The 22,991-nt window shown below is 69.5% G+C and carries 22 protein-coding genes; 7 read left to right on the top strand and 15 right to left on the bottom strand.

Features of this window, described 5'->3' with window-relative positions:
• The first annotated feature begins 127 nt into the window (after window positions 1-127).
• From BBH68_RS23785 to BBH68_RS23775, 3 genes are read left to right on the top strand one after another with little or no spacing between them, the layout of a single operon-like run.
• Window positions 128-376, top strand: a complete 249-nt coding sequence (locus BBH68_RS23785; RefSeq protein ID WP_065965515.1) for an acyl carrier protein — start codon at window positions 128-130, stop codon at window positions 374-376.
• Window positions 369-2,111, top strand: coding sequence for an AMP-binding protein (locus BBH68_RS23780; RefSeq protein ID WP_065965514.1), 1,743 nt, complete (start codon window positions 369-371; stop codon window positions 2,109-2,111). Before BBH68_RS23785 ends, BBH68_RS23780 begins: the two co-directional genes overlap by 8 nt.
• Entirely contained in the window at window positions 2,098-3,651 is a 1,554-nt protein-coding gene (locus tag BBH68_RS23775) for a class I adenylate-forming enzyme family protein (RefSeq protein ID WP_065965513.1), read from the top strand. Before BBH68_RS23780 ends, BBH68_RS23775 begins: the two co-directional genes overlap by 14 nt.
• Here BBH68_RS23775 and BBH68_RS23770 read toward each other — a convergent pair.
• The 8 genes from BBH68_RS23770 to ngcE all read right to left on the bottom strand — a co-directional run bounded on the left by BBH68_RS23770 (window position 3,626) and on the right by ngcE (window position 12,739).
• Window positions 3,626-4,555 (bottom strand): hypothetical protein, encoded by a 930-nt coding sequence (locus tag BBH68_RS23770; protein ID WP_065965512.1) that lies wholly within the window; start codon window positions 4,553-4,555, stop codon window positions 3,626-3,628. The genes BBH68_RS23775 and BBH68_RS23770 overlap by 26 nt on opposite strands.
• Window positions 4,552-5,592 carry a glycosyltransferase family A protein gene (locus tag BBH68_RS23765; RefSeq protein WP_065965511.1) on the bottom strand — a complete coding sequence of 347 codons (1,041 nt, stop codon included), beginning with the start codon at window positions 5,590-5,592 and terminating at the stop codon, window positions 4,552-4,554. Before BBH68_RS23765 ends, BBH68_RS23770 begins: the two co-directional genes overlap by 4 nt.
• Window positions 5,582-7,033, bottom strand: coding sequence for a condensation domain-containing protein (locus BBH68_RS23760; RefSeq protein ID WP_065965510.1), 1,452 nt, complete (start codon window positions 7,031-7,033; stop codon window positions 5,582-5,584). Before BBH68_RS23760 ends, BBH68_RS23765 begins: the two co-directional genes overlap by 11 nt.
• Entirely contained in the window at window positions 7,030-7,278 is a 249-nt protein-coding gene (locus tag BBH68_RS23755) for an acyl carrier protein (protein ID WP_065965509.1), read from the bottom strand. The genes BBH68_RS23760 and BBH68_RS23755 overlap by 4 nt, the downstream gene beginning before the upstream one ends.
• Window positions 7,278-8,846: a class I adenylate-forming enzyme family protein gene (locus BBH68_RS23750; RefSeq protein WP_065965508.1), complete on the bottom strand. Its 1,569-nt coding sequence runs from the start codon at window positions 8,844-8,846 to the stop codon at window positions 7,278-7,280. Before BBH68_RS23750 ends, BBH68_RS23755 begins: the two co-directional genes overlap by 1 nt.
• A gap of 354 nt (window positions 8,847-9,200) precedes the next feature.
• Window positions 9,201-10,151 (bottom strand): carbohydrate ABC transporter permease, encoded by a 951-nt coding sequence (locus BBH68_RS23745; protein ID WP_174589080.1) that lies wholly within the window; start codon window positions 10,149-10,151, stop codon window positions 9,201-9,203.
• Window positions 10,152-10,212: 61 nt separating this feature from the next.
• A complete protein-coding gene (locus BBH68_RS23740; protein WP_245738257.1) occupies window positions 10,213-11,244 on the bottom strand; it encodes a carbohydrate ABC transporter permease in 1,032 nt (343 codons plus the stop codon).
• Window positions 11,245-11,302: 58 nt separating this feature from the next.
• Window positions 11,303-12,739, bottom strand: a complete 1,437-nt coding sequence (ngcE, locus tag BBH68_RS23735; RefSeq protein ID WP_065965507.1) for an N-acetylglucosamine/diacetylchitobiose ABC transporter substrate-binding protein — start codon at window positions 12,737-12,739, stop codon at window positions 11,303-11,305.
• A gap of 343 nt (window positions 12,740-13,082) precedes the next feature.
• Between ngcE and BBH68_RS23730 the strand changes: the two genes are divergently transcribed.
• Window positions 13,083-13,610: a hypothetical protein gene (locus tag BBH68_RS23730; RefSeq protein ID WP_065965506.1), complete on the top strand. Its 528-nt coding sequence runs from the start codon at window positions 13,083-13,085 to the stop codon at window positions 13,608-13,610.
• A 274-nt stretch (window positions 13,611-13,884) separates the two neighbouring features.
• A complete protein-coding gene (locus BBH68_RS23725; protein ID WP_065965505.1) occupies window positions 13,885-17,784 on the top strand; it encodes a GH92 family glycosyl hydrolase in 3,900 nt (1,299 codons plus the stop codon).
• A gap of 65 nt (window positions 17,785-17,849) precedes the next feature.
• Here BBH68_RS23725 and BBH68_RS23720 read toward each other — a convergent pair whose 3' ends face one another.
• From BBH68_RS23720 to BBH68_RS23705, 4 genes are all read right to left on the bottom strand, one after another.
• The gene (locus BBH68_RS23720; RefSeq protein WP_065965504.1) at window positions 17,850-18,236 is read right to left on the bottom strand and encodes a VOC family protein; all 387 of its coding nucleotides are present in this window, start codon (window positions 18,234-18,236) and stop codon (window positions 17,850-17,852) included.
• Entirely contained in the window at window positions 18,233-18,526 is a 294-nt protein-coding gene (locus BBH68_RS23715; protein WP_065965525.1) for an ArsR/SmtB family transcription factor, read from the bottom strand. The genes BBH68_RS23720 and BBH68_RS23715 overlap by 4 nt, the downstream gene beginning before the upstream one ends.
• Window positions 18,527-18,612: 86 nt before the next feature.
• Window positions 18,613-19,296 (bottom strand): hypothetical protein, encoded by a 684-nt coding sequence (locus BBH68_RS23710; protein WP_079151155.1) that lies wholly within the window; start codon window positions 19,294-19,296, stop codon window positions 18,613-18,615.
• Window positions 19,297-19,469: 173 nt separating this feature from the next.
• Complete coding sequence (locus tag BBH68_RS23705) at window positions 19,470-19,784, bottom strand: hypothetical protein (RefSeq protein WP_065965503.1); 315 nt, start codon at window positions 19,782-19,784, stop codon at window positions 19,470-19,472.
• A gap of 198 nt (window positions 19,785-19,982) precedes the next feature.
• Between BBH68_RS23705 and BBH68_RS23700 the strand changes: the two genes are divergently transcribed.
• Complete coding sequence (locus BBH68_RS23700) at window positions 19,983-20,837, top strand: helix-turn-helix domain-containing protein (RefSeq protein ID WP_065965502.1); 855 nt, start codon at window positions 19,983-19,985, stop codon at window positions 20,835-20,837.
• Between the two features lie 13 nt (window positions 20,838-20,850).
• Entirely contained in the window at window positions 20,851-21,117 is a 267-nt protein-coding gene (locus BBH68_RS23695; RefSeq protein ID WP_076970678.1) for a DUF397 domain-containing protein, read from the top strand.
• Between the two features lie 71 nt (window positions 21,118-21,188).
• Here the strand turns inward: BBH68_RS23695 and BBH68_RS39745 are convergent, their stop codons facing one another.
• From BBH68_RS39745 to BBH68_RS23690, 3 genes are all read right to left on the bottom strand, one after another.
• Window positions 21,189-21,623, bottom strand: a complete 435-nt coding sequence (locus tag BBH68_RS39745) for a hypothetical protein (protein ID WP_076970679.1) — start codon at window positions 21,621-21,623, stop codon at window positions 21,189-21,191.
• On the bottom strand, window positions 21,620-22,216 hold the full coding sequence (locus BBH68_RS39740; RefSeq protein ID WP_076970680.1) for a hypothetical protein: 597 nt from the start codon (window positions 22,214-22,216) through the stop codon (window positions 21,620-21,622). The genes BBH68_RS39745 and BBH68_RS39740 overlap by 4 nt, the downstream gene beginning before the upstream one ends.
• Window positions 22,216-22,991: RHS repeat-associated core domain-containing protein (locus tag BBH68_RS23690; protein WP_174589079.1), on the bottom strand; the 776-nt coding region annotated here is incomplete at its 5' end. The genes BBH68_RS23690 and BBH68_RS39740, both read right to left, overlap by 1 nt.

Genomic DNA, 22,991 nt, shown 5'->3' with positions numbered 1-22,991 from the left:
CGCCATATCCCCCAGCCCCATATACCCCAGCCCCCGTGATGGTCAATCGTGCGGCAAGACCCTAGGAGCCGCCAAGATCCGCGTCAAGACCTTGACACCTGATGGCGTATCCACTTCGATCCGGACCATGCGAAAGTCCTCCGCGGAGCAGAGCGTTCTAGCGGCACTGCGACAAGTTTTGGGACGCGGCGAGCTGTCCGGTGTCGACTCCGGCACCCTGCTCTTCGAGGACCTCGGTCTGGATTCCACCTCGGTTATCGAGCTGCTCATGCTCATCGAGACCGAGACCGGCGCCGAATTCGATACGGAAAGCCTGGAACTGGAGCATTTCGCCAGCGTCGGAACGCTCACGGAGTTCGTGAGCTCGCATGGCTAGCGGCGGCGGACCGGACGCCCGGCACGGACTGCACGGCCACTTCCTGAACTCGGCGCGCACCCACCCTGACCGGCCCGCGCTGCGGGTCGGGGACCGCGGCTGGACCTACGCGGAGGTGCACCGGACCGCGCTGTCCTGGGCCTCGGCCCTGGTGGAGGCGGCCGGGGGCAGGCCGACCGCGGTCGGCGTGCTGGCCGAGCGGGGCGAGGTGGCGTACGTCGGCATCCTGGCCGCGATGTACGCGGGGGCCGCGGCGATGCCGCTGAATGTCGAATTCCCCGCGGCCCGCACCGATGCCATGCTGCGGGTCGCCCGCCCGGCCGTGGTCCTCGCGGACGACCGGGGGGCGGAGATCCTCACCGAGCTGGCCGATCATCCGCCCGTGGTGCGGGCCGAGACGTTGAAAACCGTCGGCGTCAATACCCGAGAACCCGCCGAGGGCGGCGAAAGCGCCCGGGGTGAAAGCACCCCGGGTGGAAATCGCCCGGCGGAAAATCCGGGCGGGGCCGTACCGTTCGAGCCGTGGCGCGTGGAACCGGACGACCGTGCGTACATCATGTTCACCTCCGGCTCCACCGGACGCCCGAAAGGCGTGCCCATCTCGCACCGGAATGCCGAGCACTTTCTGCGGTGTGTGCGGGAGCTGTACGACTTCGGGCCGCGGGACGTCTTCTCCCAGACCGTCGACATCACCTTCGACCCCCTGATCTTCGATCTGTTCGCCGCCTGGAGCGCGGGGGCGTGCGTCGCCCGCGTCCCCGGCTTCGGCTACGCAGATCTCCCCGCGCTGGTGAACGAGCTCGGCATCACGGTCTGGTTCTCCGCCCCCAGCGCGATCTCCGTCGTCCGCAGGACGCGGCGGCTCACCGACGGGGCCATGCCCGGCCTGCGCTGGAGCTTCTTCGCCGGCGAGGCGCTGATGGAGCACGACGCGGCCGACTGGCAGCGGGCCGCCCCAGGGTCCACCGTGGTGAACCTGTACGGGCCCACGGAAGTCACCATGAACTGCACCGTCCACGCCTGGCGCGCCACGGACGTCCTTCCCCCCGAGGCGCACGGCGCCGTGCCCATGGGCCGGCTCCACCCCGGGATGCGCGCCATGCTCCTCGACGCGGACGGCGCCCGCCACCCGGAGCGGGGCGAACTGTGCGTCGCCGGACCGCAGGTGTTCGCGGGCTATCTCGACCCGGCGGACGACGCCGGGCGCTTCCTCGACCTCGGCGGCGAGCGCTGGTACCGCACCGGCGACCTGGTCACCACGGCCCCCGACGGCACCCTGCTGTACTCGGGCCGGCTCGACCACCAGGTGCAGATCCGGGGCGTGCGGGTGGAGATCCCCGAGGTGGAGTGGGCGCTGCGGCGCTGCCCGGGCGTGGACGAGGCGGTGGTGGTGGCGGTGGCCGCGGACAACACCCATGCCCTGCACGCCTTTTACACCGGGACCGCCACCGAGCGGGGGCCGGTCGTCGAAGCGCTCGGCACCCTGCTCCCCCGGGCCGCGATCCCGCGCGTCCTGAAGCGGGTGGCCCGCTTCCCGCTGAACGCCCACGGCAAGACCGACCGCAAGGCGCTGGCCGAACAGGCCGCGCGGGAGACCGGCCAGCGGGACACCCGGCAGCGGGCGGCCGGGCAGGAGGAGACCGGGCAGGAGGAGACCGGACAGCAGGAGACCGGACAGCAGGAGACCGGACAACAGCAGACCGGGCGGGAAGCGGAGCGGCATGCCCGCCGCTGACCTCGGCTCCGCGCCGCCGTCCGTCCTGCACGAGCTGCTCGACGCGGCGGCCCGCCGCCACCCGTCCCGCCCGGCCCTCACCCACGCCGGGCGGACCTGGGACTACGCCCGGCTGCGCGCGGCCTCGCTGCGCGCCGCCGCGTGGCTGCGCGAGCGGGGCGCCGGGCGCGGCGACCGAGTGCTGCTGGCCCTGCCGCCCGGACTCGCCACCGCCGCCCTGGTGTACGGCTGTTCGCGGGTGGGGGCCGCCTTCTGCGTACTGCACGAGCAGGTCCACGGCCCGGCCCTGGCCCATGTCCGCGAGGACAGCGAGGCCGTCCTCCTGGTCACCGCGGACGACGGCCCGCCGCCCCTGGACGCACCCCTGAACGCCCTGGACGCCCTGGACGCGCTGGACGCCTTGGACGCCCTCGACGCCTTGGCCGAAGAAGCGTCCGAGGCCGGGGACGGCGCCGGGGAGGACCGTGCCCAGGGCGCGGGCCCGCTGTCCGTCGACCCGGTCTGCCTGATCTACACCTCCGGCTCCACCGGTCCGCCCAAGGCCGTGGTGTCCACCCACGCGCAACTGCTGTTCGCCGCCCGGGCGATCCACGGCGAGCTGGCGTACACGCGCGACGACGTCGTCTACTGCGCGCTTCCGCTGTCCTTCGACTACGGCCTCTACCAGCTCTTCCTCAGCGCCCTGGCGGGCGCCCACCTGTGGCTCGGCAGCGCCTCGGACGTGGGCCCGGTCCTGGTGAAGAACCTGCGCCGCTCGGGCGCCACGGTGCTGCCCGTCGTCCCCTCGCTCGCGCAGGGCCTGGCCCGTATGCTGCCGCGCTACGGCACCGACGGCATACGGCTGCGGCTGCTCACCAACACCGGCTCGGCGATGCCCCCGGGGGTGCTGGCCGAGCTGCGGGCCGCGCTGCCGGGGATGCGGGTGCAGCTGATGTTCGGCCTGACGGAGTGCAAGCGGGTGGCCGTCATGCCGCCCGACGAGGACCTGCGCAGGCCCGGCGCGTGCGGCCGGGCGCTGCCCGGCACGGAGGTCTTCGTGGTGGACGACCGGGGGCGGCGGGTGGGCCCCGGCACCGTGGGGGAGATCGTGGTGCGCGGCCCGCATGTGATGGCGGGTTACTGGCGGCGCCCGGAGCAGACCGCGGAGCGGTTCCCGCGCGCCGAGGGCCTCTTCCCCGAGCTGCGCACCGGCGACTTCGGCCATCTGGACGAGGACGGCTATCTGTACTTCTCCGGGCGCCGCGACGACCTGTACAAGCAGCGGGGGTTCCGGGTGAGCGCGGAGGAGGTGGAGACCGCCGCCCGCCGGGTGCCCGGGGTGCGCGGCGCCGCCGTGCTGCCGCCGACGGGGGACGGCGAGGAGGCGGTGCTGTGCGTGGCGGGCTCCTCGCTGCGCCCCGGGGAGGTGCTGGCCGCGCTCAGGCGGGAGATCGAGCCGTACAAGATCCCCGCCCGCTGCCTGGTGGTCCCGGAGCTGCCGCTGACCGGACACGGCAAGACGGACCGCAAGGCGCTCAGGGCGATCGCCGCAGAATCCTGACGGAGGTCTTCACGGGCCCACCGTCGCCTGCCAGGAAGCACAGGTCCTCGTGGGGGCCGCAGAGCTTCCACACGGTCCCCGCGACCGACCGGTGCGGCGGCCACCGCTCCCCGTCGAGCAGCCCGTATCCGGCCATGGTGACGAGGTAGTACGGATCGGCGGGCAGCCAGCGGTCGCCGCGGCTCACCTCGAGCCAGGCGTGCGGCAGGGGGAACGCGCCGGCCAGCAGCAGCCCGGTGGCCGGCCGCACGGCCGCCCCGGCGTCCTCCGCGACGCGCACCAGATAGGTGGTGCCGGCGCGGCAGTCGGCCAGCCGGGTCTCCGCCACGAACCCGGCGTCGCCCCGCAGTCCGTCGGGCACGAGGTAGTACTCGAGCCGGGCCGCCTCCGGCAGCACCGGCCCCAGCTCCCGCGCGCAGTCGGCCGCGTCCCCGTCCCCGTCCCCGTCCCCGTCCGCCTCCGGCGCGTTCTCGCCGGCGGACACCCGGAGGTCCGCCTCGAACACATCGGGCCCCATCCGCCGCAGGGTGTCGGCCACCACGGCGGAGGCGAGCTGCGGCGAGGGCTCCAGCACCCCGGGCGCCCGCCCCTGGAACCGCATCCGGTAGGTGGCGTCACGGACCTCCGCCGCGTTGAAGGGCTGGGCCGACAGCCGCACCTGCAGCCAGGCCGGGGACGGGACGCGCAGGCCGAGGCCGAGGTTCTTCAGGTCGAGGTCGTCGAAGCGGCGGTCCGCCCCGCCGCCCTCGTGCGCGAGGCCCAGGTCCAGCGCCTCGCCCAGCAGCGCCTCGTCGATCCGGTGCACCCGCGCCGCGGTGGCGGCGCTCACCGTGAACCGCCGCCAGCGGTGCGGGATCCGCCGGGCCCGCTCCAGCACGTCCTTGACCGCCTGTTCGCGGCTCATCGCTCACCTCTCAGGATGTCGCGCAGCGAGGACGCGTCGCGGCGCATCAGCGGGTCGGCTATCTCCACGGCCTCGTAGTTCCCGTCCTTCTCGACCACGTGCACGATCACCCGGGCCGTGTGGTCGCACGCGGCCACCTCGGCCCCGGAGGCGAACGAGAGCACCCAGCCCAGGTCCGGGTCGCGGTACGCCCGCGTCAAAGGCAGTTCGTGCCCGGCGGCGAAGGCCCGTACGGGCTCGGGCAGCGGGCCGCTCACCGAGGTGAGGGCGCCGAGCGCGGCGAGGCCCGTGCGCTGCAGCAGGGCCACCTTGGCGGCGCGCCGGTGGAGCGGGTGCCCGCTGTCCTGGAGGAAGCGCTTCAGCACCTCGGTCTCCGCCTCGTTCCGGACGAAGCCGCCCGCGTAGCTGGAGGCCCGCACCCGGTAGACGTACGACGGCTCGGCCGGCTTGCTGACCCGCGCGCCCGCCGCGACCAGCCGCAGCCACAGGTCCCACTCCTCGCCGTACGCCACCCGGCGGTAGCCGCCGACCCGCTCGTACAGCTCGCGCGCGAACAGCGAGCCGACCACGACGTAGTTCTGCGCCAGCAGTTGGATCAGCTGGTCGCCCGGGAGCGGCAGCCCGCCCTTGGAGTACGTGGCGGGGCGGAACGGGCCCTGGCCGGTCCAGGTGAGCGGGCGCGGGCTGATCAGGCCGGGCGAGGCCGCGTACGTCTCGCTCATCGCGGCCACGTGATGCGGCAGGACGAGGTCGTCGCCGTCCAGTTGGAGCACCAGGTCCGTCTCCAGCGCCTCGATGGCGGCCCGCCGCGCGCCCCACACCCCCAGGCGCCCGGGGCCGCGGTTGCGCAGCAGGGTCAGCGGGAGGATGGCGCGCCAGCGCTCGACCAGCCGCACGGTGTCGTCGTCCGAGTGGTCGTCGACGACCACCACCTGGTCGGCGGGCGTGGTCTGCATGGCCAGGGAGCCGAGCGCCTGGTCGATGAACGCCGCGGAGTTCATCGCGGCGATCACCACCCCGACCGTCTCACCGGACATGGACCGGCAGCCGCTCGTCGGTGTCCCGCGGGTCCTGCGGGTCCTGCTGGTCCCCCGGGTCCTGCCGCTCGCCCGCCGCGGTCACCACCAGTTCCTCCATCCGGAAGAACAGTTCGCGCAGGTCCGGCCGGGGCAGATACCGGGTGTCGGCGGCTATGCCGAGCACCCGCTCGCCGCGCGGGGAGGTGCGCACGTCGCAGTAGAGCTTGACGGAGGGCAGCCGGAACGGCTCGGCCCAGCGGAACGAGGTCGCCACCGTGCCGGGGCCGGGCGCCGGGCGTCCGTCGCCGTCGCCGTCGTCCCGGGGCGGGGCGAGGGCGCCGAGGTCGTTGTGCAGCACCGACAGGTCCAGCTGCTCGCCACGCTCCCGGCCGACCTCCGCCACCAGCCGCTCCAGGCGGGCGGGGTCGTACTGGGCGCGGGCGTACCCGCGCAGCTTGGCGAGGTGGGCGGCGCGGACGCTGTCGTCGAAGGAGGGGCCGCCGACGTCGAAGCACAGCAGCACGTCCGAGGCGAGCGGGGCCACCATCGCCTGCCGCTCGGCGCCGATCCGGTTCGCGAAGATGGTCTTGAGCACGCAGCGGGTCAGGCCCGCGCGGCGCGCGAGCAGGGTGCCGAGGGCCGCGAGGTAGACGGTCTCCTCACCGGCCCGGCAGCGCGCGGCCACCTCCCGCGCCGCCGCCTCCAGCCGCCCCGACCTGAACTCGCCGTGGGCCCACTCCGGCGCCCTGACGGGAGTCGTGAGTGCCTTTCCGGGGTCGGTCAGGGCCCTTCCGGGGCCGGCGGCGGTGGGAAACATGGTCCGCGGCGCGCGCAGCAGCAGCGAGCGCTGGTACGCGTCGGCGCGGCGGTCCGCCGTACGCCCGGCCGCCGACCGCTCGGCCACGGCGAGGTCGGCGGGCTGCGGCACGGGCCCGGCGGGTACGGCGGCGTCGTCGGCGAGCAGGGCCCTCACCTGGCGTACGACGAGGCCGGCCGCCCAGCCGTCCACGGCCACGTGCGACAGGTAGAGCGCGAGGTGGCGCGGGCCGCCGGGCCCGGTCAGCACCGCGGCGCGCACGCCCCACTCCCGGGACAGGTCGAAGTCCGTGGCGGCCAGGGCGTCCAGCGCCGCGGCCGGGTCGTCGCCGTGGAGGACCCGGACCGCGAGCCGCCCCTCCCCCGCGACCTCCTGGTACGGGGCGGAGTCGGCGGTGCCGTCCCGGTAGACGGTGCGCAGGCTCTCGTGGGCGGTGACCAGCGCACGTACCGCGTCGATCACGTCCGGCAGCGCGCGGCCCTCGGGCACCGGCAGCCACAGCCGCTGGTTGTAGTCGTAGTCGGCCCGGTCGGCCCGGCTCTGCAACGCGCGGTAGATGACCTGCTGGCCCCAGGTGAGCGGGGCGCGCACGGCGCGCAGCCCGCGGAACTCGATGACGACCCCTTCGCCCGCGCCGGTCAACGCTGCCTCAGCACGAAGTCCGCGATCCGGCCGACGGTCGAGAGGTTCTCCGGGGAGACCTCACCGTCGGGGACGTCGATCCCGTAGTTCCCCTGGAGCCAGACCAGCAGCTCCAGCATGGCCATCGAGTCGAAGTCGGGGATCTCCAGCAGGTTGGTGCCGGGGCCGGGCGGGGCCTCGGCAAGCGCGGGCACCACCACGGTGATCTGCCGGGCGATCTCCTCGACCAGGCTCTCACGGTCCATCACGCGCTTCCTTCCTTCTCTCGCTCGGCCGCCGGCTCGGCTGCCGCCTCGGTTGCCGACTCGGCTGCCGACTCGGTCGGCGGCCCGGCCACCGGCCCGGGTGCGGTCCGCCCGCCCGCCCGGCCCTGGGCGTGTGGGGAGAGGACCTTGCCGGTCGCCGAGCGGGGCAGTTCGGCGAGCACCTCGACCCGCCGGGGGATCTTGTGCTCCGCCAGCCGCTCCCGGCACCAGCCGATCAGCGCCTCGGCCGTGACCGGGCCGGGGGCAGCGACCCGGGCCACCGGCACCTGGCCCCGGCCGCCGTCCTCCGCCGCGAAGACCTGCGCCTCGGTGACGGCGGGGTGTTCGGCGAGCACCCGCTCCACCTCGACCGGATTGACCTTCTTCCCCCCGACGTTGACCATCCGGGCCAGCCGGCCGACCAGCCTGACCGAGCCGTCGGGCGCCAGCGTCGCCAGGTCCCCGGTGCGCAGCAGGTCCCCGTGCAGGGACAGCGGGCGCAGCCCGTCGGCATGGGCGTAGCCGTCGGCCAGCGAGTCGGTGGCCAGCGAGTCGGTGGCCAGCAGGAGTTCGCCCGAGCCGTCCTCCTCGCCGACGTCAAGCAGGCTCGCCACGATGCCGGGCAGCGGCCGGCCGACGTCCCCCGGGCGGTCGTGCCCCGGATCGACCCGCTTGATGGTGATCGCGCCGGTCTCGGAGGAGCCGTAGTTGTTGAGCAGCGCGAAGCCGTGCGCCTTGGTGACCGCCTCCGCGGCGCCGGCGGGGATCGGCGCCCCGGCGGACACCGCGCGCTCCAGGCCGTCGAAGCGGGAGGCGGTGTCGGCCGCCATGAGCCGGTAGTGGAAGGGCAGGGCGATCAGCACCCGGGCCCCGGCGTCCCGGACGGCGGCCGCGAGCTGGGAGGGCACCAGGCGTGATCCGCACAGCGTCACCGGCGCCCCGCTGAGCAGCGGGGCGAGCATGCCCAGGGTGTATCCGTACGCGTGGACGACCGGCGCCGCGCACACCACGGGGGTGGCGGGGCCGTAGTCGAGGAAGGCGGCGCACCGCAGCGCGTCCGCGAGCTGGGCGCGGGCGGACCGCACGGCGCCCGCGGGCTCGCCCGTGGAGCCGGAGGTGAGGAAGATGCCCGAGCGCGGGGAGCCGAAGGCGGGCCCTTCCGCCGCGCCCCCTCCCCCGCCCTCGCCGCCGCTCGCGGATACGGCCGCCGAGAGCCCGTCACGTTCCCACGCCGCCGTGGCGCCCGGGCCGGGGTCGGAGAGCAGCAGATGCGGGCCGAAGGCGGCGCCGATGCGGGCGTGCTCCGCCTCGGTCTGGCCGGAGTCCAGGTGCACCAGGGGCACTTCGAGCAGATCACAGGCGAGCGTCGCGACGAGCGTCAGCACGGGCCTGCTCGTACGGGCGGCCACCAGCCGCAGCGGCCCCCGCGCGCGAAGCCGCCCGGCCAGGTCCTTGGCCGCCCCCAGCAGCCCGTCCCAGCTCCAGGCCTGGCCGGTCTGCTCCCTGACGGCGACGCGGCGCGGATCGGCGATCCGGCCCGCGATCTCCTCGCACAGCCCCGTGGACACCGCGGCTCCTCCCCGTTGTACGCCTCGTCGCGCCGGCCGCTTTCCGCTCGTACGGCACCGCGGCTCCGCGGCGCGGCCAGGAATTCCGCCGCCGGGCGCGCAATTCCGTCGTCGAGGAATTGCGCGCCCGGAAACGGCGACGTGTCACCCGGGATCTCGCCGGGAAACTACCGGCACCTTACAGTCGCTCAGCGCGGGGGTGAGAGGGATCTGCGGCAACATCATCCGCGGATCGGGAATCGCCGGGAGACAAGCCGCCCCTCTTCGGACCGAAAGGGCCGAAGAGGGGCGGGGCTTACGAAACGGCTTGCGAAACGGCTTACGACGCGGGTTACACCGCGGGCAGGTCGCGGGTTACTTGAGCGCCCCCGCGGTCAGGCCCGCCTGCACCTGGCGCTGGAAGACGATGTAGACGCCGAGCACCGGCAGCATCGCCAGGACCAGGCCCGCGAACAGCGCGGACCAGTCGCCCTTGTACTGCTGGCTGGCCGCGAGCTGCACCAGCCCCTGCGTCAGCACCCGCTTCTTCTCATCCGTGATGAGCACGGTGGGCAGCATGTACTGGTTCCACTGCCCGAGGAAGTTGAAGATGCCGACGCTGATCAGGCCCGGCTTCGCCATCGGCAGCATCACCTGGAAGAAGGTCCGGGTCTGCGAGGCCCCGTCGAGCATCGCCGCTTCCGCCACCGACGTGGGCAGCGTCTTGAAGAAGGACGTGAGGAAGAAGACGGTGAACGGCAGTGAATAGGCGATATAGACCAGAACCAGCCCGTGGAACGTGTTGAGCAGGCTCATGTTCCGCATGACGAAGAACAGCGGCACCAGCGCCAGGATGACCGGGAAGCTCATTCCGCCCACGAACAGGAAGTAGACGAAGCGCTTGCCGGGGAATTCGAAGCGGGCCAGGACGTAGGCCGCCATCGACCCCAGCAGCATCGTCCCGATCAGCGAGCACCCCACCACCAGGACGGTGTTGAGGAAGAAGTCGCCGATGTTCGACTTGCTCCAGGCCCGCGACCAGTTGTCGAAGTGCAGGCTGGACGGCAGGCCCCAGGGAGAGGTGAAGATCTCCTTGTCGGTCTTGAGCGAGCTCATCACCGCCCACAGCAGCGGCAGGGTGACCAGCAGTCCCCAGAGCACCAGCATGCCGTGCGAGAAGACGTTGAGGACCTTCCCCTCGCTGCTGATCCGGCCCTCGGGGGTGAAGTGCGGCGGGCGCTGCCCCTTGGCCGGGGGCGCCGCGCCGGGCGCCTCCTCCGTCTTCGTGGCGCCCGGGAGCTCCGAGGGCTGTGCTTGCGCGGTCACTGTGCTACCCCCAGGTCGGCGGAGATACGGCGGTTCCGGTGTGTGGTGGTGGGCCCGGTCATCAGTACTCCAGCCGCTCGCGCCGGCCGAGCCTGCCCACGATGACCGCGAAGATCAGGGTCACGATCAGCATCGCGACACCGATGGCCGTCGCGCGCCCGGCCTGCCCGTCGCGGAACGTCTTGGTGTAGACCATGTAGCCCAGCACCTGCGTGGCGTCCGCGGGTCCGCCGGGCCCCACGGTCATGATCTGCACCACGGCGAAGGCGTCCAGGGCGAGGATGCCCATGTAGATCCAGCCGGTCTGGACGGTGTCCCACAGCAGCGGCAGGGTGATCTTGAAGAAGGTCGTGATGCGGTTGGCGCCGTCCAGCAGCGCCGCCTCGTAGAAGTCCTTGGGAATGGCGCTCATTCCGGCGGAGAAGAGGACGACGTAGAAGCCGACGTTGCACCACACCATGACCACCATGAGGCACCACAGCGCGAGCTTGGGATCGGCGAGCCACTCCTGCTGAAGCGAGTCCAGCCCGATTCCCCCGAGGAAGGCGTTGAGCGCGCCGTTCCGCGGGTTGTACGTGAACTGGAACAGCAGGGCGACGATCGCGATCGAGAGCACCTGCGGGAAGAAGTACACCACCTTGTAGATGCTCGACCCGCGCACTCCCGAGACGGCCGCGTTCTTCTTGCTGCGGCCGCCCACATTGAGCATGAAGGCGAAGAACAGCCCGAGCCCGAGCGTCACCAGCGGCACGACCAGCAGCAGGAGCACATTGTGCCCGACCGCTTTCCAGAAGACGTCGTCGTGCAGGAGCCAGTCGTAGTTCTTGAACCCGACCATCTTGAAGTCGGAGCTCAGTCCGGTCCAGTCCGTGAAGGAGTAGTAAATGGACTGGATGAACGGCGACACCACGAAGATCGCATAAACGACGACCGGCAGGGCAAGGAATCCCACAGGGAATCCGTACTGCCGGTACGCGCGCTCGAACTTCTGCCGCGTGGACAGCTTGACGCGCGGTGACTTGGCGCCCGGGTGCTTCCCGCCCGGGACCTTCGCGACCACCGCCGTAGCCGACTGGTGCTTACCGTGCTGCATCTCTACCGACCTCGGTCTTTCCCTGCGGAAAAAAGCCGCTGGTGACGCTCGGACCTCATCAGGCGTGCTTGTACTTCTTCACGGCGTCGTCCTTGGCCGTGTCGTCGGCGAACTTCTGGATCTTCTTGATCGCCTCGGCCGGGGTCATCCGGCCCGCCATCATCTCGCCCAGCGCGCCGACGCCGATCTGCTGCTTCTGCAGCGCCACGTACCAGTCCTGCAGACGCGGGTTGACGACGTTCTTGCCGGCCTTCTCCAGCGCCGCCTGAGCGGACGCCAGGCCCGGCGGCAGGGACAGCCCGTCGGTGCCGCCGTTGAGCGAGGTGAGCGAGGAGACCTGCTTGACGAAGTTCTTGGTGGACTTCTCGCCGAGCATGATGCGCAGCAGCTCCATGCCGCCCTCGGGGTTCTTCGCCGACTTGGGCACGATGAAGGGCTCACCGCCGGAGGCCCAGATGGTGCCGAACGGCATCTTGTCGCCGCTGTCCAGGCTGGACGGCGCGCCGACGGACATCTGGAAGTCGTCCGGGGTGGTCTTCTTCGCCTCGTTCTCGACCCAGGAGCCGTTCGGGATGAACAGCGCCTTGCCCTGGTTCCAGGCGGTCTGCGACTCGATGTGGGTCAGGCCGGCGCTGCCCTTGAGGATGTAGCCCTTCTTGTACAGCTCGTAGTACGCCTCGAAGGCGGCCTTGACGGCCGGGTGCTTCCAGGCGTTCGGCTCCAGGTTGTCGATCGCGATCAGCGTGTCGGGGCCGCCGATCTTCGCGATGAAGGGGTAGAGGCTGAACGGCATGTAGTACGGGAACTTGCCGGGGTAGGTCCAGCCGGCGATGCCCTTCTTCTTCGCCTTCTCGCAGAGCTTGAGCATGTCGTCCCAGGTCTCCGGGTACTCCGCGTCAAGCTTCTCGAGGTTGGTCTTGGAGTACCACACGCCGTACACGGTGTAGGCGTAGTACAGGATCCAGACCGGCTTGCCGTCGAACTGGCCCATCTCCACGACACCGGGGCGCAGCGTGTCGCGCACCTTCTTGTTCGGGTCGTCCACCGAGGGGGCGTCGAGCAGCGGCGTCAGGTCGGTCAGCTGGTTCTTCGCGACCAGGGTGCCGAAGTCCATCTGCTCGGCACCGGAGTTGTCGATCAGGTCCGGCGGGGTGCCGCCGTTGAACCGCGGCTGCAGGACCGTCTGGATCTTCTGGGTGGCGGAGTGCTTGATCTTGCCCTTGGTCTTCGGGAAAGCCTTCGCGTACTCGGCCTCGGCGTCCTTGGCGTACTTCTGGCCGAAACCACCGTCGAAAATGACGACGTCGAGCCCGGCGCTCTCATTGACGGCAAGCGGGTTCTTGGCGCTCTTCTCGCCCTTGTCGACCTTGTTTCCGTCGTCGTCACCGCCGCTCGCGCAGGCGGTCAGCGTGCTGATGGACGGCACGGCTACCAGTCCGAGCGCCGCGGACCGCTTGATCAGGTCGCGACGGCCGAAATCTGGGGTGGATCCCATGCTCAAGTCCTCGCCTTCGTCAGGACTCAGGCGGTGTAGCGGTTTCCCGTACATACTCGCCTCCGGCGAGGGGCCCGACACCGCGGGTCAGTTGAAGCGTGAATCGGAGTATTGCTGAGTGTGCGCCGGGGAGCACGGAGGCCCGCTAAGGCGGGCGCGACGTGGAGCCGCATGGCGGCCTCCCCCCGGGGCGACAGGTATAGTCCACTGGACCTCAAGTGGGCAAGATCGAAAGGTCATCGGGCCGGAGTCTTTCCCGAGTTGAGACCTGTCCGACATACCGTAGGGGACACAGCCCGTGCGGCACGCCGTCGTGCGCGGATACGATCGAAAGGCGGTCCCTGTGGTCCGGAAGCAATTCCCCTTCGCCTCCACGCTTGTCGTGGTCGCGACACTCGCGTCGATATCGGCGTGCGGCTCCGAAGGGGGCGGATCCTCCAGTGGAGACACCAAGGGCGGCGCCGCGATCGGGAAGGGCATGGCCCAGCTGCCGGTCGAGCCGACCGAGTCCCCCAGCCCCACCGAGGATCCGACGGACTACCCGACGGACGATCCCACGGACGAACCGACGGGCGGCGGCGGGCTGGTCACCTCGGACGCCAAGATGGGCACGTGCGGCTGGGGCTCGGACGGCATCCCGTACGCCAATGTGAAGATCACCAATTCGGACTCGACCACGTCCTACTACTCGCTGCTCGTCGGCTTCGTCGACTCCGACGGCAAGGTGATCACCACCGGCATCGAGTCGGACCGCCCGGTCGCCGCGAACTCGACCAAGACCATCAAGGTCCTCGGGCTCAAGGCGGACTCGTCCAAGAAGGCCAAGCAGTGCCGGATCTCGCTCGGCACCAAGTCGAAGAGCGCGTCCTGAGCCGCCGCTGAGGGTCCGGGAGCGGGAGCGGCCCCACCCCCACCGCGGCCGGTCCCCTCCTCCCGGCCGGTCCGCTCGACCTGGCCGGTTTCGCTTGCCCGACCTGTCTCCCTCGCCCCCGGCCTGTTTCCCTCGCCCCGGCTTGATTCCCTTGCCCCGGCGCCGGATTCCCCCAGCTTCCCGCGGCCCTCCTTGACACCGCCGGGCGCAGCCTCCCTACTTAACTCTGCCCTACGGAACTGACAACGTTGTCCAGCTCGTGGAGAGGCGGAGCATGCCACCGAGACCATCCAGACCAGGGCACATACTCCGACGACCGGCCGCCCTGGTGGCGGCCGTGGTGCTGACACTGACGGCCCAGGGCGCGGCGGCCGCCGCCCCGCACGGCGAGCCCGGCGCCGCGTCCGCCACGTCGTCCTCCAAACCATCCTCCTCATCGTCCTCCTCATCGTCCTTCGCATCGTCCTTCGAATCGAAGGACCCGCAGCCCGACTGGCGCAACACGGTCGAGACGGGGCCCGACGGCGAGAAGAAGACCTCCGGCGTCGACGGCGGCTACAGCAGCGGCATCCCCGGCAATGTCACCGACAAGGTCACCGCGGTCCGCGCCAGCGCGGAGAACGCCGGGGGCGGCGAGGTGAAGGAGAACCTCGTCGACGGCGAGACCACCACCAAGTGGCTCGCGTTCGAAAAGACCGCCTGGCTGGAATTCGACCTCAGCGACCCGGTCAAGGCCGTCCGCTACGCCCTCACCTCCGCCAATGACGCCCCCGGCCGCGACCCGGCCGACTGGACCCTCAAGGGCTCCGCGGACGGCTCCGACTGGACGACCCTGGACACCCGAGAGAAGCAGTCCTTCGCCTCCCGCCACCAGACCCGCGAATTCGGCTTCGACAACACGACGGCGTACCGACACTACCGGCTGGAGATCACCCGCAACTCCGGTGATTCCATCACCCAGTTGGCCGAGGTGCAGTTGGCGACCGCCGACACCACCCCGCCCGCCCCCGCCGAGATGCGCACCCAGGTCGACCGCGGCGCCTCCGGCTCCCCCACCGCCAAGGCGAACGCCGGCTTCACCGGCACCCACGCCCTGCTGTACGCGGGCACCCACAAGCCGGACGGCCGCGCGTACTCGTACAACAAGATCTTCGACGTCGACACGGCCGTCACCCGCGACACCCTGCTCTCGTACCGGATCTTCCCCTCCATGCCGGAGACCGACCTCGACTATCCGGCCACCCATGTCTCCGTCGACCTCGCCTTCGCCGACGGCACCTACCTGAGCGACCTGCCCGGCGCGGTCGACCAGCACGGCGCCCGGCTGAGCCCCCAGGGCCAGGCCGCCTCCAAGACGCTGTACGTCAACCAGTGGAACCACAAGGAGTCGCGGATCGGCGCGGTCGCGGCCGGCAAGACGATCGACCGGATCCTGGTCGCGTACGACTCCCCCAAGGGCCCGGCGAAGTTCCGCGGCTGGGTGGACGACATCTCCATTGCCCCGAAGGCCCCCGAGAAGCGGCTGAAGCACGTGTCCGACTACGCCGTCACCACCCGCGGCACCAACTCCAGCGGCAGCTTCTCCCGCGGCAACACCTTCCCGGCCACCGCCGTCCCGGGCGGCTTCAACTTCTGGACGCCGGTCACCAACGCGGGCTCGACCAGCTGGCTGTACGAGTACGCCCGCGCCAACAACGCGGACAACCTGCCCACCGTCCAGGCCTTCAGCGCGAGCCATGAGCCGAGCCCCTGGATGGGCGACCGGCAGACGTTCCAGGTCATGCCCTCGGCCGCGTCCGATGTGCCCGACGCCGGCCGCACCGCCCGCGCGCTCCCCTTCCGCCACACCAACGAGACCGCCCGGCCGCACTACTACGGCGTGACCTTCGAGAACGGCCTCAAGGCGGAGATCACCCCCACCGACCACGCGGCAATCATGCGCTTCACGTACCCCGGCGACGACGCGAGCGTCATCTTCGACAACGTCACCGGGGACGGCGGGCTGACGCTGGACGCCGAGCGCGGCGTCGTCAGCGGCTACTCCGACGTCAAGAGCGGCCTCAGCACGGGGGCGGGGCGCATGTTCGTGTACGGCGTCTTCGACGCGCCCGTCAGCGCCGGCGGCAAGCTGTCCGGCGGGGCCGGCAAGGACGTCACCGGCTACTTCCGCTTCAAGCCCGGCGCGGACCGCACGGTGACGCTCCGGATCGCCACCTCCCTGATCAGCCTCGACCAGGCGAAGGCGAACCTGGACCGCGAAATCCCGACGGCGGCTTCGTTCACGCAGGTCAAAGCCCGTGCCCAGGCGGCCTGGGACGACCTACTCGGCCGCATCGAGGTCGAGGGCGCGACCCGCGACCAGCTCACCACGCTCTACTCCAGCCTCTACCGGCTGTACCTGTATCCCAATTCCGCTTTCGAGAACACAGGGACCGCGGCCAAGCCCCGGTACCAATACGCCAGCGCCTTCTCCAAGCCGGCCGGCGAGAACACCCCGACCCACACCGGCGCCAAAATCGTCGACGGCCAGGTCTACGTCAACAACGGCTTCTGGGACACCTACCGCACCACCTGGCCGGCGTACTCCCTCCTGACCCCCTCGCGGGCCGGGAAGATGGTCGACGGCTTCGTCCAGCAGTACAAGGACGGCGGCTGGATCGCCCGCTGGTCCTCCCCCGGCTACGCCGACCTGATGACCGGCACCAGCTCGGACGTCGCCTTCTCCGACGCCTACCTCAAGGGCGTCCCCCTCGACGCAGAGGCCGCCTACGAGGCCGCCCTGAAGAACGCCACCACCGTCCCGCCCTCCTCGGGCGTCGGCCGCAAGGGCATGGACCGCTCGCTCTTCCTCGGCTACACCCCCACCGACACCCACGAGGGCCTGTCCTGGGCGCTGGAGGGCTACCTCAACGACTTCGGCCTCGCGAAGATGGGCAAGGCGCTCTACGCGAAGACCAAGAAGGCCCGCTACAAGGAGGAGTCCGACTACTTCCTGCACCGCGCCCAGAACTACGTCAAGCTCTTCGACACCAAGGCCGGCTTCTTCCAGGGCAAGGGCGCGGATGGCGCGTGGCGTGTCGCGTCCGACAAGTACGACCCCCGCGTCTGGGGCTACGACTACACCGAGACCAACGGCTGGGGCTACGCCTTCACCGCCCCCCAGGACAGCCGAGGCCTCGCCAACCTCTACGGCGGCCGGGCGGGCCTCGCGAAGAAGCTCGACACCTACTTCTCCACCCCGGAAACCGCCTCCCCCGACCTCGCCGGCTCCTATGGCGGCGTCATCCACGAGATGACCGAGGCCCGCGACGTCCGCATGGGCATGTACGGCCACAGCAACCAGGTCGCCCACCACGTGACGTACATGTACGACGCGGCCGGCCAGCCCTGGAAGGCCCAGGCGAAGGTCCGTGAGGTCCTCTCCCGCCTCTACACCGGCAGCGAGATCGGCCAGGGCTACCACGGCGACGAGGACAACGGCGAGCAGTCCGCGTGGTACGTCTTCAGCGCGCTGGGCTTCTACCCCCTGGTGATGGGCGGCTCTGAGTACGCGGTGGGCTCCCCCCTGTTCACCAAGGCGACGGTGCACCTGGAGAACGGCCGCGATCTGGTCATCAGGGCACCCAAGAACAGCGCGCGGAACGTCTACGTCCAGGGGTTGAGGGTCAACGGCAAGTCCTGGAACTCGACCGCTCTCCCCCACTCGATGCTCGCGCGCGGCGGCACGCTGGAGTTCTCGATGGGCCCGAAGCCGTCCAAGTGGGGCACGGGCGCCTCCGCCGCGCCCTCGTCCATCACGACGGACGACAAGGTCCCGACCCCGCGCCGCGATGTGACGGACCCGCCGCCAGGCGGGGACGCGCCGCTGCTGGACGACACGTCGAAGACGGAGACGACGTTCGAGTCGGTCGACCTTCGGGTGGCTGAATCGTCCCGGGTGCTCCAGTACACCCTGACGTCGCCCGCGGATCGGGCCAAGGCCCCCTCGGGGTGGGTGCTTCAGGGCTCTCGCGACGGCGAGAAGTGGACGGACGTGGACCGGCGGTCGGGCGAGGCCTTCGCGTGGGACAAGCAGACGCGGGTCTTCTCGGTGCGCGCGCCGGGTTCGTATGGCCACTACCGCCTTGTATCCGAGGGCAAGGCAACCCTGGCGGAGGTGGAACTGCTGGCCTAGCGGCGACGCCAGTGACTTTGCGGTGAGTATCGGACCTGTCCGATACTCACCGCACCATCGACGTCTTACTGGCTGTGCACGATCTGGATGAGGTTGCCGCAGGTGTCGTCCAACACCGCTGTGGTGACCGTCCCCATCTCCAGCGGCTCCTGGGTGAAGCGCACCCCCAGCTCGCGCAGTCGGTCGAACTCCGCGCGTACGTCGTCCACGGCGAAAGAGGCGGCCGGGATGCCGTCCTCGACCAGCGCCGTCTTGTACGGCGGCACGGCGGGATGGCCGGAGGGCTCAAGCAGCAGTTCGGTCCCGTCAGGGTCCTCCGGCGAGACCACGGTCAGCCACCGGGCCGCACCCAGCGGGATGTCGTGCTTCTTCACGAAGCCCAGCACGTCGGTATAGAAGCGTAGCGCTTTGTCCTGGTCGTCGACGAAGACGCTGGTGACGTAGATCTTCATGGGGTGCCCTCCGGTGCGTCGGGCTTGAGCCATCGGGTCACGATGCGCTCAAGGGGCTGGGTGTCCAGGTCGTGGAACTTGTAGCGGCCCTGGCGTCGCGAGACGACCAGACCCGCGGATTCCAGTACGGCAAGGTGCTGGCTGATCGCCTGACGGGACGATCCCAGACCGTGTTTGGTCGTCAGCCGCGTGCAGATCTCGAACAGCGTCTGGCCGTTCCGCTCTGTCAGCTCATCGAGGATCTTCCTGCGGGTCGGGTCGGCCAGCGCCTTGAAGACATCCTCCGCCATGACCTCCAGCATAGGCAAGTAACGACTTGCCTATCAAGGCGAGGCTCCACCATTCAGCTAGGCCGAAGAGGCGCGCCCCGCTTGGGTCACCCAGCAGTGGTCCGCTGCGGTCGGATAATGACCTCGCTCCCCAGCGGTACAAACCCAGCGGCGAGAAAGGCCCGGAAGGACCGGGCGTTCCCCGGAGAGACAGCGGCGAACACCGGCTCGCCGGCGGGGACCAAGGTCAGGGCGTCGCGCAGGAGAGAGCGCCCCAGTCCGCTGCTGCTGCCGATGCCGATGCCGGGCTGGTCGAGTTCGATGCTTATCTCACGCCGCCCGGCCAGTCCGTCGGCCAGGGTGACAAGACCACGCTCGTCTCCGTAGACGCGGACACCGGTGCGCAGCTCCCTGGCGTAACGAACCCGGGGGTGGTCATCAGCATCCAGGCACTCCGGCAAGCGAGGCGAGCCGGAGGTGCCGCGCGCGACGAGCACGGCATCGAGGGCGCCGACCCGGCCATCCTGACCCGCGAGATAGCGCAGGAAGTCAGGGGCCAGGGATCCCCCGTAGCCATCGGGCCCCTGAGACTGGACCTCACTGCCGGGAAGGGCGGTGGCGATGACAGCGTGTCCGGTGAAGGCGAGCGAGCACTCCAAGCCGCGTGGCAGAGCGGGAAGGATGGTGACCTGGCCGTCGGCGGGGAGGAAGCGTCCGTCAGCAGCGTCGCGGAACAGCGCCAACAGGGGGTGCGAGGCGAGCGTGCTGGCTGCCTGGTCAAGCTCGGACATACACCCGACCCTACGACGTGTCCGTCCTCCGTAACTGCGGACCCCGAGGGGGTGAGTGCTACTGCTGGCGCAGCGCAATGCCAGCAACTTTGCGGTGAGTATGGGACAGCGACACGCCGTGGCATCGGCGTGTCGCTGTCCCATACTCACCGCAAACCAGGCCTCGAACGGATTCAGGCCGCCTGGACCGGCTGGAAAGTAGGGGCGGAAGGAGCAGCGAACCAGAGGAGCCGGGCGGTGGTGTCGCCCCGCCGCCCGAACCACCAGGCCGCCCGCTCGGGGGACTTCAAGCTGAGGTGGTGGCGGCCGTCGGCCGTGACGACATGGGCACTTCCATCGCTATAGGCGAGTCCCCAGGCGGCGATCTCGCCGTCCGGGACGCCTGGGGCCACGTCGTACTGGACGGTGACGGCGAAGACGCGCGGGGCGTTGTCCAGGGCGAGTTCGCAGAGCTCTTTGTCGATGTCGTACGGGGTTTCGTTGGCCATGGAAGTCTCCCGATCAGGAGGGGAATTGGACCAGGGCGAAGCCGTGCGCTTACGGTGGCGCGACGCCGCCTGCCGAAGTGGCTTGGGTCACACCGTAGCGTGAATAATGGGCTGCATTCCATGTTCTGTGCACATGGAGCCCAAGTACGCCCGTTAGGGTGACACCACACGCCTCGACCGATCAGGGAGAGATCGCTCATGGCCCCAACCAGCCGCCCACCGACCGTGCAACAACGGCGCCTTGGCGCCGAGTTGCGCCGACTCCGCGAACGCACGGACATGTCCGCAACCGAAGCGGGTAAGCACTTCGGCGCCAGCCAGTCGCGCATGAGTAGCATCGAGGCAGGGCGCTACGCAGTGAGCGCGGACCGCGTGCGGGCGCTGGCCGGCCTGTACGAGTGCGCGGATCAGGAGTTGATCGAGGCACTCACCCAGATGACCGGGAGACAGACCCGGGGCTGGTGGGAGCAGGACCGGGAAGTGCTGCCTGCGGGGCTGCTCGACATGGCCGAACTGGAGCATCACGCCCGCTTTGTGCGCGCGGCCACCATGGTCCACATCCCCGGACTGCTCCAGACGAGGGACCACGCCCGGGCGCTCTTCGACGCCACGGTGCCTCCACTCCCACCGCCCGCTGTGGAACACCGCGTCTCGTTCCGCGTCAAACGGCAGGGCATCCTCTACGACAGCAAACCGACCCCACTGACGGCGATCATTCATGAAGCCGCCCTACGGATGGGGGTGGGCGGTCCGAATGTAGCCCGGGCACAACTTCAGCACCTCGCCGAGATGAGCGAACACGAGAACATCAAGCTCGTGGTCATTCCGTTCGGCGCGGGACCTCTCCATGGCTCGGGTCACCCCATCGACTACTTCGGCGGCACGGTGCCACAACTCGACACCGTCCAGCTCGACACGGATCACGGCACCGTACTGCTCGACGCGGAAGCCCACCTCATGAAGTATCGGAGTGTGCTGGACCATCTTGAGAGCTACGCGCTCAAGCCAGCAGCGTCCCGCGACCTGATCCACCACGTCATGAAAACTCTTTGAGAGGTAGCAAAGCATGTCCGCTCAGGCCTGGAAGAAGTCCTCCTACAGCCAAGAGGGATCCGCTTGCGTTTACGTCGCCAGGGTGCCCGTTGCCTGGCACAAGTCATCGTTCAGCGCAGAAGCAGCCAACTGCCTCAACGTAGCCGCCCCCGCCCCCGAAGCCATCCAAATCCGCGAGAGCGACGACCCAGACGTCATCCTCACCACTACCCCCGCCACCCTCGGCGTCTTCATACGCGCGGCCAAAGCAGGCTGCTTCGACCAGCTCACCAACCCGTAGTTCCACCGCCTGCCGAGCCAACGGCGCCAAAACAGGGGAGGGACCAGCCAGGCCGCCCGACTAGGGTTCCATCAGCCGTTAACAGCGACCGGATTTCGAGGATCATTAATATCGACAGTCACCTTAATTCCACTAGTCGAGGTAAAGGTGGCAATCTCATCGAATAGTTGAATTTCTTCGAATGGATTCGATTCCATGAAAAAGATCGCCCAAATCAGCGAACGATCAGGGGCCAAGCGGGCAACGAATCCCTCTGATCCGTACGCCCCGTCACCACCCCAGAGGGCCCCGCCCTGCCCTAATTCCATCGAGATGAGCCCATCGACCGAGGACGTCCAATCCGGCTCGCTCGCCAGCATGTCACCCACACCAAAGGGTGCGAGCACCTTCCATCCGCTTGACTTATCGGAAGCCAGGGTAACATCGTACGAATCTCCGTTGGCGAAGTGAAGCGCGTCCCGGATCGGAAGCCGCAACTCCTGCCAAAGCCGTTCCAAATCTCTCATAGGCCCATAGGGTTGGGGTGTGGGGTAAGAGTCGGGTCTTCCGACCAGACCAGACGTGCTTCGAGATCGTCCCCAATAAGTTCCCGCAGGCGGTCCACCGCCCATCCGTTCCAATAGACGCCACGTCGGTACTCCGGCACCCGGAACGCGGGTAGGGAGACCGGAAGAACGTCTGCACGGAAGACGGCGTTCTTGATCTGCCCATCTGCTTTTTTTGGTTTCGATGACCTTCGAGTGTCCAAACAGTCGACCACTTCTTCCACGAGGTAGAGGAAGTACTCTCCCGTCTCGTCGTCATCGATCAGTACAGGGACGAAGCTGCCAGCAGTCGACAGGTCATTCTTGAGGACGTCAGCGATTCGACGACTAAAGACAGGGGCTCCTGGATATCCAGAGGGAAACTCGGTTTTGCGTAGCCGTGGATCGCCGTCCCATTCGGCACGAATGCCGGTGGGCCAATCCGCCGAGTCGCCGGTGCGTTGCCAGCGCATAATCTTCCTGAGTGAACCACCAAAGAGAACTGTTTGGAAATCCCCCAAGCTTGGCAGCAGTCGGTAGACCGAATTCGGGCACTTAGAAGTGCTGGACATCATTACGCCGTCCATACTGCGTTCGGACCTGGAGCTCCACTGGAAAGTTCACTCTCGATCTCCCGGCCGATGGCACGTAGCTCTCTTCGGAGCGCGGCACGAATAGCACGCACTCCGTAACCTTCATCCACCCGGGCCTCCACAAACGTCTCCAAGTGTTGATTGACGCGTTGCATGAAGTCTCCGCGATGAGTGTAATTGTGGGGTCGCGAGTGACCTAATCCGATTCCATTTGCCGCGTCATTGATATCAATTCCATACCTCTCTAGCAAAGCGCGGCTTCGAGCGCCGGCTGTCCAGTGGCCGCGACTGCCGCCCGAAGGCACTATGTGTGCCGCGGCTTCGCCGGGCTGTGGGGCTCGCCCCTCCCGGGCCATGTTTCGGCGAAGTTTATCCGCATTCTGCTTGCAGGTGTACAGCCCCAAGTAGTCTGCCGCAGTGAGGGGGTTGAGTACGTAGCGGCAGGCGTTGGGGCCCGCGTCAAGGCCGAGGGGGTCCGGGGTGAGGTAGCGGGCGGTGGTGGGGTCGTAGTAGCGGTGGTGGTTGTAGTGGAGGCCGGTTTCCGGGTCGTAGTACTGGCCCGGGAAGCGGAGAGGTGTGTAGGTGCTGCTGTCGGCGGCCCAAGTGGTGGTGCCCCAGAGGGTAGTGCGGGTGTGCCAGGCGATGTCGCCCGACTCGTCGACGAGTTCGGTGGGCGTGCCGACCAGGTCGGTGACAATGGCGAAGAAGCGCTGATCGATCTCGCGCTGGGTGGTGGCCTCGGTGATGCGCTCGGTCT

The sequence above is a fragment of the Streptomyces sparsogenes genome, from assembly GCF_001704635.1.
In the GTDB taxonomy this organism is placed as follows: Bacteria; Actinomycetota; Actinomycetes; order Streptomycetales; family Streptomycetaceae; genus Streptomyces; species Streptomyces sparsogenes.
The sequence above is the reverse complement of the archived record's forward strand: the minus strand, read 5'-3'. Positions and strand labels throughout refer to the sequence as shown.

Coding starts and splice junctions, on each gene's coding strand:
- BBH68_RS23785 (WP_065965515.1), top strand. CDS start 128: ATGCGAAAGTCCTCCGCGGAGCAGAGCGTTCTAGCGGCACTGCGACAA.
- BBH68_RS23780 (WP_065965514.1), top strand. CDS start 369: ATGGCTAGCGGCGGCGGACCGGACGCCCGGCACGGACTGCACGGCCAC.
- BBH68_RS23775 (WP_065965513.1), top strand. CDS start 2,098: ATGCCCGCCGCTGACCTCGGCTCCGCGCCGCCGTCCGTCCTGCACGAG.
- BBH68_RS23770 (WP_065965512.1), bottom strand. CDS start 4,555: ATGAGCCGCGAACAGGCGGTCAAGGACGTGCTGGAGCGGGCCCGGCGG.
- BBH68_RS23765 (WP_065965511.1), bottom strand. CDS start 5,592: ATGTCCGGTGAGACGGTCGGGGTGGTGATCGCCGCGATGAACTCCGCG.
- BBH68_RS23755 (WP_065965509.1), bottom strand. CDS start 7,278: ATGGACCGTGAGAGCCTGGTCGAGGAGATCGCCCGGCAGATCACCGTG.
- BBH68_RS23740 (WP_245738257.1), bottom strand. CDS start 11,244: ATGCAGCACGGTAAGCACCAGTCGGCTACGGCGGTGGTCGCGAAGGTC.
- ngcE (WP_065965507.1), bottom strand. CDS start 12,739: ATGGGATCCACCCCAGATTTCGGCCGTCGCGACCTGATCAAGCGGTCC.
- BBH68_RS23725 (WP_065965505.1), top strand. CDS start 13,885: ATGCCACCGAGACCATCCAGACCAGGGCACATACTCCGACGACCGGCC.
- BBH68_RS23720 (WP_065965504.1), bottom strand. CDS start 18,236: ATGAAGATCTACGTCACCAGCGTCTTCGTCGACGACCAGGACAAAGCG.
- BBH68_RS23715 (WP_065965525.1), bottom strand. CDS start 18,526: ATGGCGGAGGATGTCTTCAAGGCGCTGGCCGACCCGACCCGCAGGAAG.
- BBH68_RS23710 (WP_079151155.1), bottom strand. CDS start 19,296: ATGTCCGAGCTTGACCAGGCAGCCAGCACGCTCGCCTCGCACCCCCTG.
- BBH68_RS23705 (WP_065965503.1), bottom strand. CDS start 19,784: ATGGCCAACGAAACCCCGTACGACATCGACAAAGAGCTCTGCGAACTC.
- BBH68_RS23700 (WP_065965502.1), top strand. CDS start 19,983: ATGGCCCCAACCAGCCGCCCACCGACCGTGCAACAACGGCGCCTTGGC.
- BBH68_RS23695 (WP_076970678.1), top strand. CDS start 20,851: ATGTCCGCTCAGGCCTGGAAGAAGTCCTCCTACAGCCAAGAGGGATCC.
- BBH68_RS39745 (WP_076970679.1), bottom strand. CDS start 21,623: ATGAGAGATTTGGAACGGCTTTGGCAGGAGTTGCGGCTTCCGATCCGG.
- BBH68_RS39740 (WP_076970680.1), bottom strand. CDS start 22,216: ATGATGTCCAGCACTTCTAAGTGCCCGAATTCGGTCTACCGACTGCTG.